This window comes from Lysobacter sp. A421 (genome assembly GCF_054052145.1).
Window position 1 is genome coordinate 590,359 of sequence record NZ_JBSVRL010000002.1, and the last position, 14,497, is coordinate 604,855.

The 14,497-nt window shown below is 64.2% G+C and carries 16 protein-coding genes; 9 read left to right on the plus strand and 7 right to left on the minus strand.

Going from position 1 to position 14,497, the window contains the following annotated elements; genetic code table 11:
- Positions 1-18: 18 nt before the first annotated feature.
- On the minus strand, positions 19-753 hold the full coding sequence (gene msrA, locus ACW7G6_RS08075) for a peptide-methionine (S)-S-oxide reductase MsrA (protein WP_456997985.1): 735 nt from the start codon (positions 751-753) through the stop codon (positions 19-21).
- 5 nt (positions 754-758) lie between these two features.
- The gene (gene msrB, locus ACW7G6_RS08080) at positions 759-1,283 is read right to left on the minus strand and encodes a peptide-methionine (R)-S-oxide reductase MsrB (protein ID WP_456997986.1); all 525 of its coding nucleotides are present in this window, start codon (positions 1,281-1,283) and stop codon (positions 759-761) included.
- A gap of 345 nt (positions 1,284-1,628) precedes the next feature.
- On the opposite strand from msrB, the gene ACW7G6_RS08085 reads away from it, so the two are divergent.
- The 5 genes from ACW7G6_RS08085 to arsS are packed head-to-tail and all read left to right on the plus strand — an operon-like array spanning position 1,629 to position 7,140.
- Positions 1,629-3,782 carry an FAD-dependent oxidoreductase gene (locus ACW7G6_RS08085; RefSeq protein WP_456997987.1) on the plus strand — a complete coding sequence of 718 codons (2,154 nt, stop codon included), beginning with the start codon at positions 1,629-1,631 and terminating at the stop codon, positions 3,780-3,782.
- A gap of 3 nt (positions 3,783-3,785) precedes the next feature.
- The gene (locus tag ACW7G6_RS08090) at positions 3,786-4,571 is read left to right on the plus strand and encodes a glycosyltransferase (RefSeq protein ID WP_456997988.1); all 786 of its coding nucleotides are present in this window, start codon (positions 3,786-3,788) and stop codon (positions 4,569-4,571) included.
- Complete coding sequence (locus tag ACW7G6_RS08095; protein ID WP_456997989.1) at positions 4,568-5,254, plus strand: TIGR04282 family arsenosugar biosynthesis glycosyltransferase; 687 nt, start codon at positions 4,568-4,570, stop codon at positions 5,252-5,254. The genes ACW7G6_RS08090 and ACW7G6_RS08095 overlap by 4 nt, the downstream gene beginning before the upstream one ends.
- A gap of 40 nt (positions 5,255-5,294) precedes the next feature.
- Positions 5,295-6,173 carry a sterol desaturase family protein gene (locus ACW7G6_RS08100; protein ID WP_456997990.1) on the plus strand — a complete coding sequence of 293 codons (879 nt, stop codon included), beginning with the start codon at positions 5,295-5,297 and terminating at the stop codon, positions 6,171-6,173.
- A complete protein-coding gene (gene arsS / locus ACW7G6_RS08105) occupies positions 6,166-7,140 on the plus strand; it encodes an arsenosugar biosynthesis radical SAM (seleno)protein ArsS (RefSeq protein ID WP_456997991.1) in 975 nt (324 codons plus the stop codon). The genes ACW7G6_RS08100 and arsS overlap by 8 nt, the downstream gene beginning before the upstream one ends.
- A gap of 22 nt (positions 7,141-7,162) precedes the next feature.
- On the opposite strand, the gene ACW7G6_RS08110 is transcribed toward arsS, so the two are convergent.
- The 3 genes from ACW7G6_RS08110 to ACW7G6_RS08120 form a co-directional block, all read right to left on the minus strand.
- A complete protein-coding gene (locus ACW7G6_RS08110) occupies positions 7,163-7,969 on the minus strand; it encodes an anti-sigma factor family protein (RefSeq protein ID WP_456997992.1) in 807 nt (268 codons plus the stop codon).
- Positions 7,966-8,484 (minus strand): RNA polymerase sigma factor, encoded by a 519-nt coding sequence (locus tag ACW7G6_RS08115; protein WP_456998139.1) that lies wholly within the window; start codon positions 8,482-8,484, stop codon positions 7,966-7,968. Before ACW7G6_RS08115 ends, ACW7G6_RS08110 begins: the two co-directional genes overlap by 4 nt.
- Positions 8,485-8,624: 140 nt before the next feature.
- Positions 8,625-9,713 (minus strand): alkene reductase, encoded by a 1,089-nt coding sequence (locus ACW7G6_RS08120; RefSeq protein ID WP_456997993.1) that lies wholly within the window; start codon positions 9,711-9,713, stop codon positions 8,625-8,627.
- A 171-nt stretch (positions 9,714-9,884) separates the two neighbouring features.
- Between ACW7G6_RS08120 and ACW7G6_RS08125 the strand changes: the two genes are divergently transcribed.
- The 3 genes from ACW7G6_RS08125 (at position 9,885) to ACW7G6_RS08135 (ending at position 12,333) form a co-directional block, all read left to right on the plus strand.
- Positions 9,885-10,832 (plus strand): LysR family transcriptional regulator, encoded by a 948-nt coding sequence (locus ACW7G6_RS08125; protein ID WP_456978201.1) that lies wholly within the window; start codon positions 9,885-9,887, stop codon positions 10,830-10,832.
- A gap of 156 nt (positions 10,833-10,988) precedes the next feature.
- Entirely contained in the window at positions 10,989-11,990 is a 1,002-nt protein-coding gene (locus tag ACW7G6_RS08130) for a cytochrome D1 domain-containing protein (RefSeq protein ID WP_456978202.1), read from the plus strand.
- Between the two features lie 31 nt (positions 11,991-12,021).
- Complete coding sequence (locus ACW7G6_RS08135; protein ID WP_456997994.1) at positions 12,022-12,333, plus strand: high-potential iron-sulfur protein; 312 nt, start codon at positions 12,022-12,024, stop codon at positions 12,331-12,333.
- Here the strand turns inward: ACW7G6_RS08135 and ACW7G6_RS08140 are convergent.
- Both ACW7G6_RS08140 and ACW7G6_RS08145 read right to left on the minus strand, forming a co-directional pair.
- Positions 12,290-12,562 carry a putative quinol monooxygenase gene (locus ACW7G6_RS08140; RefSeq protein WP_456978204.1) on the minus strand — a complete coding sequence of 91 codons (273 nt, stop codon included), beginning with the start codon at positions 12,560-12,562 and terminating at the stop codon, positions 12,290-12,292. The genes ACW7G6_RS08135 and ACW7G6_RS08140 overlap by 44 nt on opposite strands.
- Before the next feature lie 26 nt (positions 12,563-12,588).
- Positions 12,589-13,419 (minus strand): SDR family oxidoreductase, encoded by an 831-nt coding sequence (locus ACW7G6_RS08145; RefSeq protein WP_456978205.1) that lies wholly within the window; start codon positions 13,417-13,419, stop codon positions 12,589-12,591.
- A gap of 98 nt (positions 13,420-13,517) precedes the next feature.
- On the opposite strand from ACW7G6_RS08145, the gene ACW7G6_RS08150 reads away from it, so the two are divergent.
- Positions 13,518-14,414 (plus strand): LysR family transcriptional regulator, encoded by an 897-nt coding sequence (locus ACW7G6_RS08150; protein ID WP_456997995.1) that lies wholly within the window; start codon positions 13,518-13,520, stop codon positions 14,412-14,414.
- Positions 14,415-14,497: the final 83 nt, after the last annotated feature.

Below are 14,497 nucleotides of genomic sequence, written 5' to 3' on the forward strand. Positions count from 1 at the left end.
TACCGCCTTGATGCCGGGCTAGCTGCCAGACCCCCAAAGCTCCTCAAGGCGCCCGTCGCGGCCGCAACTGAATCGGTAGTACCTGTAACGGATCGGGTTCTTCTCGTAGTAGTCCTGGTGATAGGTCTCGGCCGGGTAGAACGTGGTCGCGACGACGACCTGGGTCGCGATCGGACGCTCGAAGCGACCGGAGGCCTGCCACGTGCGCTTGCTGGCCTCGGCGAGGCGTTGCTCGTCCTCGCCGATGGTGAAAATCGCACTGCGGTATTGGTCGCCGATGTCGCAGAACTGGCGGTCGACCGCGACCGGATCGATGTTGTGCCAGAACACCTCCAGCAACTTCTCGTAGCTGACCTGGCGCGGGTCGTACTTCACCTGCACCGCCTCGGCGTGGCCGGTGGTGCCCGCGGAGACCTGCTCGTAGGTCGGGTTGGCGACGGTGCCGCCGATATAGCCGGAGGTGGTCGATAGCACCCCGGGCAACTGGTCGTACGGCGGCTCCATGCACCAGAAGCAGCCGCCGGCGAACACCGCGACGGCGATGTCGGTCGAAGGCGCCGAAGCCGCTGCGGCCTGTTGGGCGTCACTGACACTGCGCTCACCACTGCCCGATTGCGCGCAAGCTGCCAGCGCGGTCAGCAGCGGCAACAGCGCGACCAACACGGCCCGGCGCAAGGGATGTTTCCGCGGCTTGCGCGGCTGCCGGCCACAGCGGGGATCCCGTCGGGTTTGCGAGCCCGGATAGCTGGTCATGGCGGTCATCCCCGCAGTGCTGGAAGTTGCTGGCCTTGCGGCACAAAGCGTAACGCCAGCCCGTTGTTGCACCAGCGCTTGCCCAGTGGCGGTGGGCCATCGTTGAAGATGTGGCCCTGATGGCCGCCGCAGCGGGCGCAGTGGTATTCGGTGCGCGGAATCAACAAGATGAAGTCGCGCTTGGTCTCCATCTTGCCGGCGATGGGCCGGGTGAAGCTCGGCCAGCCGGTGCCGCTGTCGAATTTGTCGTCGCTGTTGAAAAGCGGCAGGTTGCACGCGGCGCACACGAAGGTGCCCAGGCGCTTCTCGGTGTCCAACGGACTGCTGAAGGCACGTTCGGTATCTGCCTTGAACAAAACATCAAAGGCCGCCGGACTGACCTTGTCGCGCCAGAACGTGTCGGGATGGCCCAGGGCCGACACGACCGCTGTGCCGGGTGGGAGTGCGGGCGGGGCGGCTCGCGAACAGGCAGGCAGCAGTGGCAATGCTGCCATCGCGGCCAAGCCTTGCAGGACGGTGCGACGGTTCATGGACGGTCTCCAGGCGCGGGGGGCGGGCATGTAGCCCGTACGAATTGGTGTCGACTAGGAGTTGGACGTCTGGCGCGGCGGATAATTCCATCTCGGGTAAAAGATCAGCTTGCGGATCAACCAGGTGCACATTTTCGACAATGGCCCCGCACGCCCGTGACGACTGCGGTGGCAATTGGGCTACGTTGTCGGGAGCCGTTGTCATGGCTAATGGTTGGAACCAGTTGCTGGAACCAGTTGTCAGAACCATCGGTTTGCCAGCGTGAACCTTTCCGTCAGCCTGTGCCCGTCATCGGCGTGAACTCTCGCCGTTCCCGTATTTTTTCCTGCCCCCCGGAGCCATCCATGAACCCAAAGCCTGCCAATGCCGTTTGGCGCTGGGTACTGCTGCTGACACTGGTTTTCGCGTTGGTGTGGGCCTGGCAGGCGGGCGCGGGCGACGCGTTGACGCTGAACAACCTGAAGGCGCGGCAGGCCGGCCTGCTGGGCTGGGTGGCGGCCAATGCGTGGCTTGCGGCGGGACTGTTCTTCCTGGTCTATGTCGCGGTCGCGGCGGCGTCGATCCCGGGCGCGGCGGTGCTGACGGTGGCCGCCGGTGCGCTGTTCGGATTGCTGGGAGGCACGCTGCTGGTGTCGTTCGCCAGCACCATCGGCGCGTCGCTGGCGTTCCTGATGGCGCGCTTCGTGCTGCGCGACAGCGTGCGCCGTCGTTACGGCGAGCGCCTGAAGAAGATCGACGCCGGGGTTGAGCGCGATGGCGGGTTCTACCTGTTCACGCTGCGGCTGGTCCCGGTGTTTCCGTTCTTTGTGGTCAACCTGCTGGCCGGGCTGACCGCGCTCAAGCTGCGCACCTTCTACTGGGTCAGCCAGCTCGGCATGCTGGCCGGCACTGTCGTGTATGTCTACGCGGGCACCCAGTTGGCGGAAATACGCTCGTTGGGCGACGTGCTGTCGCCGGGCTTGATCGGTGCCTTCGTGCTGTTGGGGCTGCTGCCGTTGCTGGCGCGATGGCTGACCCGGTGGTTGGCTGCACGACGGGTGTATCGCGGCTTCAAGCGGCCGGCGCGCTTCGACTACAACCTGCTGGTGATCGGTGCCGGCTCGGCCGGGCTGGTGTCGGCGTATATCGGTTCGACGGTCAAGGCAAAAGTCGCGTTGATCGAGAAGGACAAGATGGGCGGTGACTGCCTCAACACCGGCTGCGTGCCGTCGAAGGCCTTGCTGTGCACCGCGCGACTGTTGGCGCAAGCGCGTGACAGCCGGCGTTATGGTGTACGCGCGATGCAGGTGGACTTCGACTTTGCCGAAGCGATGGAGCGCGTGCAGGCGGTGATCGCGAAGATCGCGCCGCATGATTCGGTCGAGCGTTACACCGGCCTGGGCGTCGAGGTGATTCGCGGCGAAGCGAAGATCGTCTCGCCCTGGGAAGTCGAGGTGGAGGGTCGCCGGCTCAGCGCCCGCAGCCTGATCCTGGCCACCGGTGCGCGGCCGCTGGTGCCGACGCTGCCGGGATTGGACACGGTCGACTACCTGACCAGCGATACCGTGTGGGGCCTGCGCAGCCTGCCCGGGAAATTGCTGGTGCTCGGCGGTGGCCCGGTGGGGTGTGAGCTGACCCAGGTGTTCGCGCGCTTCGGCAGCCAGGTGACCCAGGTGGAGATGGCACCGCGATTGCTGCCGCGCGAGGACGCCGATGCAGCGGCATTGGTGACCGACCAGTTGCGCGCCGACGGCGTGCACGTCGCCACCGCGCACAAGGCCTTGCGGGTGGAAGCCAATGGCAGCGGCGGCTGCCTGGTGTGTGAGCACGAGGGCGCCGAGGTCAGGATGGAATTCGACACCCTGCTGCTGGCGCTGGGCCGCACCGCCAATGTCGAGGGCTTCGGGCTGGAGGAACTCGGAGTGCAGCTGACCGCGCGCCGCACCATCGAGGCCGATGCGTTGTTGCGGACCAACTTCCCCAACATCCATGTCTGCGGTGACGTGACCGGTCCGTTCCAGTTCACCCACGTCGCATCGCATCAGGCCTGGTACGCGGCCGTCAACGCATTGATCGCGCCGTTGTGGTCGTTCGACGTCGACTACCGGGTGATCCCGTGGGCCACGTTCACCGAGCCGGAGGTCGCGCGCGTTGGCCTGTCGGAGGACGAGGCAAGCCGGCAGCAGATCGAGGTCGAAGTCACCCGCTACGGCATTGATGACCTCGACCGTGCGATTGCCGACGGCAATGATCGCGGCTTCGTCAAGGTGCTGACCGCGCCGGGCAAGGACAAGATCCTCGGTGCGACGATTGTCGGTGCACACGCGGGCGAGCTGCTGGCCGAGTTCGTGCTGGCGATGAAGCACGGCATCGGCCTCAACAAGCTGCTCGGCACCATCCATATCTACCCGACCATGGCCGAGGCGAACAAGTACGTCGCTGGCAACTGGAAACGCGCGCATGCGCCGCAGATGGTGTTGCGCTGGACCGAGCGATTCTTCGCCTGGCGTCGGGGCTGAGCGATGGATGCCGCGGCGGTGCTGGCGAAGCTGACGGTGGTGGTGCCGGTGGGACCGGGCGATGCGATATCGGCGCGATTGCGCGCGCAACTGGCGGCGTTATCGTCACAGGTCCGGGTGGTCCACGCGCAGACCGGAGCCGTCCAGGACGCGGACGCGTTCCTGGTGGTGCCTGTGGTTGCGGCAACCGTGTCGGGCCAGCAAGCCGGGAATGCTGGTCACCTGGCTATCGACGAGGCCATTCGCCCGTCACCGCGCTGGCAGGTCATCGCTGCGCCACCCGGGCGCGCCACGCAACAGAATGCGGGTGCGCGCGATGCGGAAGGTGACTGGTTGTGGTTCCTGCACGCCGATTGCGTGTTGGCCGCCGGAACGTTGCCGGCGCTGGCGCGGTTTATCGATTCGGCCGGTGCACCCGATCCCGCCGAGGCGGGATATTTCGACCTGCGCTTCCTCGATGACGGGCCGGTATGGATGCGCTTGAATGCGCTCGGTACCTGGCTTCGCAGCCGCTGGCTGGGTTTGCCATTTGGTGACCAGGGCCTGGTCCTGCCGCGCGCCGTGTTTGAACGCCTCGGTGGTTTCGACCCGGGGCTGGACCACGGCGAAGACCATGACCTGGTCTGGCGCTTGCGCCGGGCCAACGTGCGACTGCGGCCGGTTGGCGCCTGGTTGTTCACCAGTGCACGCAAGTATGCCGAGCAGGGTTGGTGGTCGACCACGTGGTGGCACCTGCGCGAGACCTGGCGACAGGCCCGGCGGTTCTCGCAAAGTGAGTCGGGTCGATGAGCGGCGCGCTGGCGATCTTCGTCAAGACGCCCGGGCGTTCCGGCATCAAGACCCGGCTTGCGGCCGATTGCGGCGAGGTCTACGCGCTTGACTGGTATCGCCTTGCGGCTGCTGCCGTTGCGTCGGTAGCGCGTGCCGCGCAGCTGCGCTTCGGGGTGACGGCCTATTGGGCCGTGGCCGAAGCCGACGCTCTGCACGCCTGGCCCGGACTGCCCACCATCGCGCAGGGCGACGGTGGCCTGGGCGCGCGCATGGCCCATGTGCACGCGCAACTGGTCGAGCGCCACGGCTTCGGCCTGCTGCTCGGCGCCGATACACCGCAGCTTACGGTGGGAGCGATTGCCGGGGCGGCCGAGTGGCTGTCGACACCGTCGCCGCGGCTGCTGCTCGGTGCGGCCGATGACGGTGGTTTCTGGTTGTTCGGCGCCAATACCGTGCCGCCGTTGCCAACGTGGACCGCGGTCCGCTACAGCACCTCTGACACCGCACACGCGTTGCAGTACTCGATGCGCGACTGCGGCGACTGGCGCACACTGGCAACGTTGACCGACGCCGACCACGCCAGTGACCTGGTGGCCGTGCAGCGCGCCTTGGAGGCCTTGCCCGACCCTACGCCGGAGCAACGCGACCTCGCGCACTGGATGCGCGAGCCGCCGGGCTCCATCGTGAGTCCAACGTCGTGACAGGATCAGGGAGCCATCGCGTCTTGCATTGGATATTCCCGTGAACTATCTGGATGCCATCGTCGGCCACGAAGCGGCACTGCGACTGGGCGGATTCGTGCTGGTGCTGTTGACGCTGGCGGTGGCCGAGCGGGTGTGGCCGGCGCGTGGTGACGCCGTGCCGGCGCGCCGCCAGTGGTCCAACCTGGGGTTGGTGGTGCTCGACACGGCGTTGGTGCGCCTGGCGTTTCCGTTGCTCGCGGTGGTCCTGGCAACCCGGGTACATGCTCGCGGCGGTGGCTTGTTCGGCCTGCTGGATTGGGCGCCGTGGCTGGAGATATCGTTGGCGGTGCTGCTGTTGGATGCCGCGATCTACTGGCAGCACCGGCTGCTGCACGTGATCCCGCTGCTGTGGCCGCTGCATCGCGTGCATCACAGTGATGTCGCGTTCGATGTCACCACCGGAGTGCGCTTCCATCCGCTGGAGATTGGCCTGTCGATGGCGGTCAAGCTCGGGCTGGTCGTCGCGCTTGGGGTGCACCCTGCCGCCGTGGTGATCTTCGAGGTATTGCTGTCGGCGGCCAGCCTGTTCACCCATGCCGACTTTGCCTTCCCGCCACGGCTGGACCGCAGCTTGCGCGTGGTGATCGTGACTCCGTCGATGCACCGCACCCACCATTCGGTGCGTCGCGAGGAAACCGACAGCAACTACGGCTTCAACCTGTCGCTATGGGATCGTGTGTTCGGCAGCTATCGCGTGCGTGCCGCGGAACCCGAACGCAGCATGCCGATCGGACTGCCGCAGTGGCGCGATCCAGCCGAACTGGGGCTGGGCGCGCTGTTGCTGCAGCCGTTCCGGCGTGCGCCACGCCCGCCGGATGCGGCCGCCCCCGTGGTGTCGGCCCGTCCCACGTCATCGAAGGACTCCCCACATGCATGACACCTGGCCGCTACTGCAGGACAGTGACTTTCCGCGGATCCAGCGCGAGCGGCTGGACACGTTGCAGCTCAACCTCGGCTACCTGTGCAACCTCAGCTGCATCCACTGCCACGTCGCCGCCGGCCCGCGCCGGACCGAACTGATGGATCGCGACACCATGGCGCTGGCTCTGGAGGTCGCGAAGCGGCACCGCGTTGGCACCCTGGACGTCACCGGCGGTTCGCCGGAGATGAACCCGGATTTCCGCTGGCTGGTGGCCCAGGCGCGTGATGCCGGCCTGCATGTGATGGACCGGCTCAATCCCACCATCATGGAAGAGCCAGGCTACGAATGGGTCGGCGAATTCCTCGCGCAACATCGCGTCGAAGCCATCGCCTCGCTGCCCTGTCACAGCCAGGCCAACGTCGACGAACAACGCGGGCAGGGTGTGTTCGACGCCTCGATCCGCGCGCTGCAAACACTCAACGCGCTTGGCTACGGCCGTGACGGCAGCGGCCTGGTGCTCAACCTGGTCTACAACCCCAACGGCGCGTTCCTGCCACCGGGCCAGCAACAGTTGCAGGCCGACTACAAGCGCTTGCTGGGTGAGAATTTCGGCATCGTATTCAACCAGCTGTTCGCGCTGGCCAACATGCCGATCCAGCGCTACGGCTCGTGGCTGCTGTCGAAGGGTCATTTCGCGACCTACATGGCGACCCTCAAGGGCGCGCACCGCGACGACAACCTGGACGGCGTGATGTGCCGCTCGCTGCTCAGCGTCGACTACCAGGGTTACCTGTACGACTGCGACTTCAACCAGATGCTGCACCTGCCGCTGGGCGCTACCGGTCCGGCCGTGGCAGGCGCGTCGCGGCCACACCTGCGTGACCTGATCGATGGTCCGCTGACGCGCAGGATCGCCACCGCAGAGCATTGTTACGGCTGCACCGCCGGCCAGGGTTCCAGCTGCGGCGGCGCGTTGGTTTGAAGGCCGTCTGCCGGGCGGGCCGTCAAATGGGTGTGGGCAGCAACGCATCGCGCATTGCTTTTACATCGGAGGTATCGGCACGACTCACCAGCGCGTAGTTGTAACCATTGCCGGACCAGTACGCCGTGGCCAGTTGTCCTTCGCGCCGTTGTCCGCGCAGCAGTGCGCCGGCGTGCGGTGATGGCGGACGGATATAGAAGCTGATGGCGTTGCCCCGCTGGTCTTCATACAGCACCATCGCCGCCGGGCCGCTGTCGGTGGCAGTCAGGCGGCCACCGACGGGATGAAAGCCGGCGCTAGCCAGGTCTGGCAGCCGGGCGGCATCCTGGAAGCGCTGGTCCAGCCATGTCTGCAGCTCGCCCGCATGACGTTGCGTGATATCGAGTTGCACCCGCCGATCCGCCACAAACATGCGGTAGGCCTGCAGTGCGTCGGCCATCGGCGCGGCGGCAGTTGGTGCTGCGGCCATCGGTGCTTCCGCGCTGGGCGCTGTCCGGCTGCGCGCCTGCCAACCGCCGATGCCCCCTACGCCAAGCGTCAACACCAGTGAGGCCGCCAACGCCAGTCGTTCGCGCCCGCGACGCCGACGTCGTGCGCGGATCACGGCCGGATCAAGATTCGGCTGGCCCGATGACGGCGGCAAGCTGCCCAGCCGGGCGCGCAGTTGCTGCGCGTCACGCTGCCATCCGCGTATTTCCTCGGCCCGGGTCGGGTGGCGATCCAGCCACGCTTCCATACGTGCGCAGTCGGCTTCGTCCAGGTAGCCATCGATATAGGCGTGGATCTCGGCTTCGTCGGGGAATGAGCTGGTTTTGGTCATGTCGTTCATTTGAGTAACCGCAACGAAGGAGTCTTCGATACCTCACCATCGCCAAGCCGACGCAATGCTGTGCGTGCGCGCGACAACCGGGACATCACGGTGCCGATGGGGATATCGAGCAGGCCGGCCACTTCGCGATAGGTGAGACCTTCCACTGAAACCCAAAGCAACAGTTGCCGCTGCTCATCGGACAAGCGCTCCAGTGCCTGCACCACCGATTGCGCCATTACTTCGCGTTCCACTGACGGCTGCTCGACCGCCGCGCCACCACGAAAAAGCGCCAGCATGCTGGCGTAGCGGCTCGCACGCCGCTTGCTGTCCAGGAACTGGCGGTACGCGATGGAAAACAGCCACGGGCGCAGCGCGGTGTTATCACGCCGGCTGCCCCAGCGCGATATTGCCCGCTCCAGCGTGGACTGGACCAGGTCGTCGGCGGTGCTGGCATCGCGCGTCAGCCAGCGCGCAAACCGTTGCAACCGCGGCAACAGCTCGCGCAACTGGTCGTCAATGTCGTGATCGAGCATGGCCGGATCGACCTCCTGCGGTGTGACCTGTACAGGGTAGACGCTGCCGGCCATCGATTATTCCCTGCGTCAGCAATAAACCGAGCCTCCAATCACAAGCGATCCTGCAGTAGTCCTGCGCGTTGCCGCTTTGCAGCCCGTCATGCTGGTGTCAGCTCGAGGGTGCGGTAGTCGGTGTATCCCCCGGGACCTTCGCCATAAAAGGTCGCGGGATCGGGTTTGTTCAACGGCGCATCGAGCCGGAAGCGTTCGACCAGATCCGGGCTGGTCAGGAAAGGAACCCCAAACGCCACCAGGTCGGCGTGCCCCGCGGCGAGCGCGGCATTTGCCTTGGCCTTGTCGAAGCCGGTGTTGATGATCAACGGCAGCGACGTCATCGGGCGAAACGTTTCGGCGACATGGGTGATCTGAACGCCAGCTTCGAGCGCCTTGACGTTGGGTTCGGTGAGGTGGATATACGCGGCATTCCGGTCGCTGATGCCTCGCACCGCATGGCCGAACGTTTCCAGTTTGTCGGCGTCGTCCATGCCATAAAGAAAGCTCGATGGTGAAAGCCGGACGCCGACATGCTCCGCTGACCAGGCGTCGATGGCGGCATCCAGGGCTTCGAGAAGCAACCTTGCCCGGTGCTCGATCGGGCCACCATAGGCGTCAGTGCGCTGGTTGCTCCCCGATTGCAGGAACTGATCCAGCAGATAGCCATTGGCACCGTGCAGTTCTACACCGTCGAACCCCGCCGCGCGCGCATTTCTCGTCGCCGTGGCGAAGTCCTCGACGATGCCTGGGATTTCCTCAAGGGACAGCTCGCGTGGAACGGGGAACTCCACCCGGCCGCGCGGAAGAAAGAACTCGCCCGAAGCCGCAATTGGCGACGGGCCGACGGGCATCTCGCCGCCACGCATTTCCGGATGCGCCACCCGGCCGCAATGCCATATCTGGTTGAAGATGCGCCCACCGGCGGCATGGACGGCATCGGTAATTTTTCGCCACGCCGCGATTTGATCCGCCCGGTGAATGCCTGGCGCGCGGATGATGCCGTGTGCCTGTTCGGAAATCTGCGTGCATTCGGTGATGATGAGGCCGGCGCTGGCGCGCTGGACGTAATAGTCGCGCATCAGGTCTGTCGGCACACCGTCTTCAGTGGCGCGGGTACGCGTCATTGGCGACATCAGGATGCGATTGGGCAGGGTCAGCGCGTCAAGATCGAAGGGTGTGAAAAGATTGTTCATGGCTGGTACTCCTGTGGCAGGTTCCGTAAAGAAGAGGCAATGGCCTGTCCGCTTCTTGGTCGATGATTGTTGCGCCCGTGGGTATAGTTCGGTTTAGGGTGTTGCCGCAAGAAGCAAGGCTAAGGCCGGAAGCGCGCCCATAGAAGACTTTTTGATGGGAAGTACTGTTCCGTGACAGGGAAAATCGAATCGCTCGACCTCAATCATCTGCGAGTGTTCGAACGCGTTGCCGCGCTCGGTGGTTTTTCCGCGGCGGCGCGGGCACTGGCCCTGCCGAAATCCAACGTCAGTCGCGCGGTCGTGTCGCTCGAAACGGCGTTGGGGGCACGCCTGTTTCAGCGCACCACGCGGCGCGTCGTTCTCACCGCAGCCGGAGAAGCCTTGCGCGAGCGATGCGCTGCGCCATTGGAACGGCTGGAGGACGCGGCGGGATATGTAAGCGGTTTTGCCGCCAAGCCCCACGGGCATATAAAAGTCAGCGCGGGCATCGGGTTCGGCGTGAACGTGCTGAGCGAGCTGTTGCCTGTCTTTGCTGATCGTTATCCCGAAATCCGCATTACGCTCAATTTGACGTCACACCTGGCCGATATGGTCGGGGAGGGGGTGGATTGCGCCATACGGATCGGCTCCCTGCCGGACTCAAGTTTGATCTCCACGCGGCTTGGGATGTTGTCTCGCTATCTGTGCGCATCGCCCGCGTATCTGGAAAAACATGGTGCTCCGGCATCCATCCGCGACCTTGCCGGGCATCAGCAGCACACGATTGAAATGCCCAGCCAGAGCAGCGGTCGTCCTTTTTCCTGGGTGTTCCGGAAGGGCGACGAGACGGTACGTATCGACCCGCAGCCGCGCATGCTGGTCGACGAGGCGCTGACCATCAATGGGCTGATCCTGAATGGTGCGGGCATCGGCATCGTTTCAGCGTATGTCTGCGCCCCGGACATCATGGCTGGACGCCTCATCCGGCTTTTCCCGGATTGGTCGCTGCCAGCGCTGCCGGTAAGTCTCCTCTATCCCAGCCGACATGAGCTCGCACCCGCCGTGCGCGCTTTTGCGGACTTCATGAAAGAGGACGGCACGCGCGGACAGCGCTGGCTGATCGACCCGCGTACCGAATAGGACATTCCGCTCGCTGTTTTCCATTGGGATGGACGCGGAGTTATCCAACCGGCGGTCCCGTCGATGGGTGTAGGTCAGGGAATAAACCTCTGTGGCGTGCGTCTCCCCTGCACGAACCAACTCCCCGATTGCCTCCACCAGCCCACAGGAATCAACATGACCTCCAACAACAACTTTCCGACCGCACGTCCGCATCCGATGCTGGCGAGCCTCGCCGCGGCTTTCGCTCTCGCCTTTGGCGTTACCAGCGCCGATGCCGCCGAACCGCAGGACCTCTTTCCCGCACCGGTCTACGTGACATTGCAAACCAGCAACGCAGTGGAAAGCATGCCGGCGGGAGATACCTGGGATGGGCTGGCCGGCGCCCATTACAACGCCATCAGCGCTGATGGCACCCGCATGCTGGTCAGCAGCAAGGATCTGCCGGAGGCCTATCTGGTGGACGCGCAAAGCGGCGAGAAACTGGACACCTTTGAAATCGGGCCGACGCCCCAGGGCGTGGCAATCAGCCCCGATGGCCGCTGGGGACTTGCAGTCAGTGCCGGCGATGGCACCGTCGCGGCCATCGACATGGAGACGCGGAAGCTGGTCAAGTCGATCGACGTCGGCGAGGTGCCGCATAACGCGCGCTTCACCGCGGACGGCAAGCTGGCCTACGTCACCTTGCAAGGTGGTACCGGCGTGGCCGTAGTGGATATGAAGACGCTGACAAAGATCGACGAGATCCCGGTGCCGGGCATCAAGGGACCGCACAACCTTGACCTTTCCGCTGACGGAAAAACCCTGTGGGTTCGCGATCTTGTCGGCAAGGTCGCCGCGGTCGATATCCAGTCCCAGAAGGTGTTGGCGGTGATCCCGGTTGGCCTCAGCCACGGCGGTATCGACGTGATTCCCGGCGGTCGTTACGTGGTCACTGGCGCGATTGCCGACCACCAGGTGGACGTGATCGATCCGGCCACGCTCAAGGTCGTCAAGCGCATCGAAGTCGGCCAGGGGCCGCATGGAGTTCGTGCCAGCCATGACGGGCGCTGGGTCTACGTCGGCGTCACCGGCACCGACAAAGTCGCGGTGATCGACACCAGGACCCTGGAAGTCGTCAAGCAGGTGCCTACCCATGGCGAGTTGCCGTTCTGGATCACCGTGGTCGGCAACGACTGAGTCCGCCCGATTTTCTCCAGAGGACCACCCCATGACAGACACGTTCATTCCCGACATCTCACGCCGCGTCCTGCTCCGGAAACTGGCCGTGGCCGCCGGCGCGGCCGCCAGCCTGCCGCTGTTGGCCTGGCCCGCGTCGGCACGCGCCGACGCGGCCGCCGACGCCGGCAAGGCGAGCAAATCGACACTGCAATACCAGGATCAGCCAAAGGGAACATCCGCGTGCGTGAATTGCGCCAACTTCGTACCGGGCAAGGACCCCGGTGCCGATGGAACCTGCATCATCGTCGCCGGCAATATCAGCCCCCAGGCCTGGTGCCTGGCGTATGCGGGCAACGGTTGAGGTGAACGGTTCCGTTGGTCATGACCAGCTCACCATGCCGATCCGCGTCCGCTTGGGTTTCCCAACTTTCCAGCACCCAGCAAGTGGTCTCCTCTTTTGTCGAGAAGGTCTGGTACGAGAGGTGGCCCGTTTCAGATCGAACCTTGCCATTCAACTCGCGCAGGAGCCTCTTGACGCCATCGGCAGACACTTGATCCCTAGTATCGAACCTTGTTCGTAAAGTAACCATGTGAAATTTCCTCGTGTTAGAGCGAGTCAGGAGGTTGCACCAAGACGCGGTTGAACCTTGAACTGGCGGCGGATGGCGCTAAGGAATAGCTCGTCGCCGTCCGCTCGCCGCCTCGTGATTTTGTCGACCGAGTCTTGTCCGGCCGGGTAACGCAGCCGGTCCTGGCCATCGGATGCGGCGGTATAGATCACTTCCGCGACGACGACAGGATCGGACCCTTTCGCCTTGATAGGCTTGTAAGAGTCCATGAATGTCGAGACCAGGTGGCCGTACTGTCTGAGGCTGTCGTCGGTTTTGAGATCGATCCGGATATCGGTCAATGTGTCGCCGGGCTGGACAATCTTTACGGCGATACCCGCTTCGCGTAACTCGAAACTAAGCGCTTCCGACAAGCCCTCGACAGCCCATTTTGAGCCGTGGTAAAGCGTGCCGAGCGGGTAGGTGATCACGCCGCCTATGGATGAGACGTTGATGACCATGCCCTGTCCACGCTCGCGCATGTGCGGCAGGATGGCTTTGATCGTTTCCAGTACACCGAAGACATTGACTTCGAACTGCTCCCGGATCGACTCGATCGGTGTCGCCTCAAGCGGGCCATAGACGGCGAAGCCGGCATTGTTCAGGAGCACGTCGATCGTGCCAAACCGATCCAGACCGGCGGTAACGGCCTGTTTGATCGTATTCGTGTCCGTCACGTCCAGTCGGGTGACCAACACGTTGTCCAGTTGTCCCAGTTCCACCTCTTTGCCAGGGCTGCGCATGGATGCAATGACGTTCCAGCCACGCTCCTGGAAAAGCTTGGCTGTCGTTCTTCCGATGCCGCTGGATGCCCCTGTAACAAGAATTGTCTTGGCCACGCTCGTTCTCCACGTCGGTTAGTGGAGACAGCGTAGGCGGCTTGAATAGGTGAAACTAGGCCACTAATCTAGGATGGGGCAATGAAGGATCACCAGTAATGTCTGAGCCAACACTGCGCGATCTGACCGCATTTGTGGCGGTTGCAACGCAACGCAGCTTTCGACGAGCCGCCGATGAACTGGGGTTGTCGCCTTCTTCGCTCAGCCATACGCTGCGCGGACTGGAACGCGAACTGGGCGTTCGGTTACTCAATCGGACCACGCGTAGCGTATCGCCGACTGAGGCTGGCGAGGGTCTGCTTGCCAGCCTCCGGCCAGTGCTGCGCGGGATAGATGACGCGCTTGCAGGGGTTGACATGTTCCGCGCCTCGCCACGTGGGACGCTGCGCATCAATGCTCCAGAGCCGGCGGCTCGTCTTCTTCTATCCCACGTCGCACCGACGTTCCTCGCCGACTATCCGGACGTTGCGCTTGACCTTGTCAGCGATGGACGACTGGTTGACATTGTTGCGGAAGGCTTTGACGCGGGAATCCGACTGGGCGAGATGGTGCCGCAAGACATGATCGGCGTACGTTTTGGAGGCGACACCCGGTTCCTCGCGGTCGCGAGCCCCGCGTATCTGGCCCGAGCAGGATCCCCGAGCAGCCCAACCGACCTCCAACATTACGCCTGCATTCGTCACCGACTCGCAAGCGGAAAGCTCTACCGGTGGGAATTCGAGCGCCGAGGCCAGGAAGTGACGATTGACGCGCCCGGCGCACTGACGCTCAACAGCAACACGCTGATGGTCGAGGCTGCTGCGGGGGGGTTGGGTATCGCCTTCGTGACAGAACTCTCGGCGGCACACTACCTCGCCGATGGCCGCCTTACCGCAGTGCTGACAGACTGGTGTCCACCATTCCCAGGCCTCGTCCTTTATTATCCGGGTCGTCGTCAGGTATCAACAGCCCTCACTGCGTTTATCGATATCTTGCACCGCGAGCTTCCCGCCTGAAGGGAAGTGAATGCCGCAAGCGAGCACCGAACACAGCACGACGGCGAGCCAGCCAAGGTTGGGTTTGGCAGTCCAAAACCCAC

Coding starts and splice junctions, on each gene's coding strand:
- msrA (WP_456997985.1), bottom strand. CDS start 753: ATGACCAGCTATCCGGGCTCGCAAACCCGACGGGATCCCCGCTGTGGC.
- msrB (WP_456997986.1), bottom strand. CDS start 1,283: ATGAACCGTCGCACCGTCCTGCAAGGCTTGGCCGCGATGGCAGCATTG.
- ACW7G6_RS08085 (WP_456997987.1), top strand. CDS start 1,629: ATGAACCCAAAGCCTGCCAATGCCGTTTGGCGCTGGGTACTGCTGCTG.
- ACW7G6_RS08090 (WP_456997988.1), top strand. CDS start 3,786: ATGGATGCCGCGGCGGTGCTGGCGAAGCTGACGGTGGTGGTGCCGGTG.
- ACW7G6_RS08095 (WP_456997989.1), top strand. CDS start 4,568: ATGAGCGGCGCGCTGGCGATCTTCGTCAAGACGCCCGGGCGTTCCGGC.
- arsS (WP_456997991.1), top strand. CDS start 6,166: ATGCATGACACCTGGCCGCTACTGCAGGACAGTGACTTTCCGCGGATC.
- ACW7G6_RS08110 (WP_456997992.1), bottom strand. CDS start 7,969: ATGAACGACATGACCAAAACCAGCTCATTCCCCGACGAAGCCGAGATC.
- ACW7G6_RS08115 (WP_456998139.1), bottom strand. CDS start 8,484: ATGCTCGATCACGACATTGACGACCAGTTGCGCGAGCTGTTGCCGCGG.
- ACW7G6_RS08120 (WP_456997993.1), bottom strand. CDS start 9,713: ATGAACAATCTTTTCACACCCTTCGATCTTGACGCGCTGACCCTGCCC.
- ACW7G6_RS08130 (WP_456978202.1), top strand. CDS start 10,989: ATGACCTCCAACAACAACTTTCCGACCGCACGTCCGCATCCGATGCTG.
- ACW7G6_RS08135 (WP_456997994.1), top strand. CDS start 12,022: ATGACAGACACGTTCATTCCCGACATCTCACGCCGCGTCCTGCTCCGG.
- ACW7G6_RS08140 (WP_456978204.1), bottom strand. CDS start 12,562: ATGGTTACTTTACGAACAAGGTTCGATACTAGGGATCAAGTGTCTGCC.
- ACW7G6_RS08150 (WP_456997995.1), top strand. CDS start 13,518: ATGTCTGAGCCAACACTGCGCGATCTGACCGCATTTGTGGCGGTTGCA.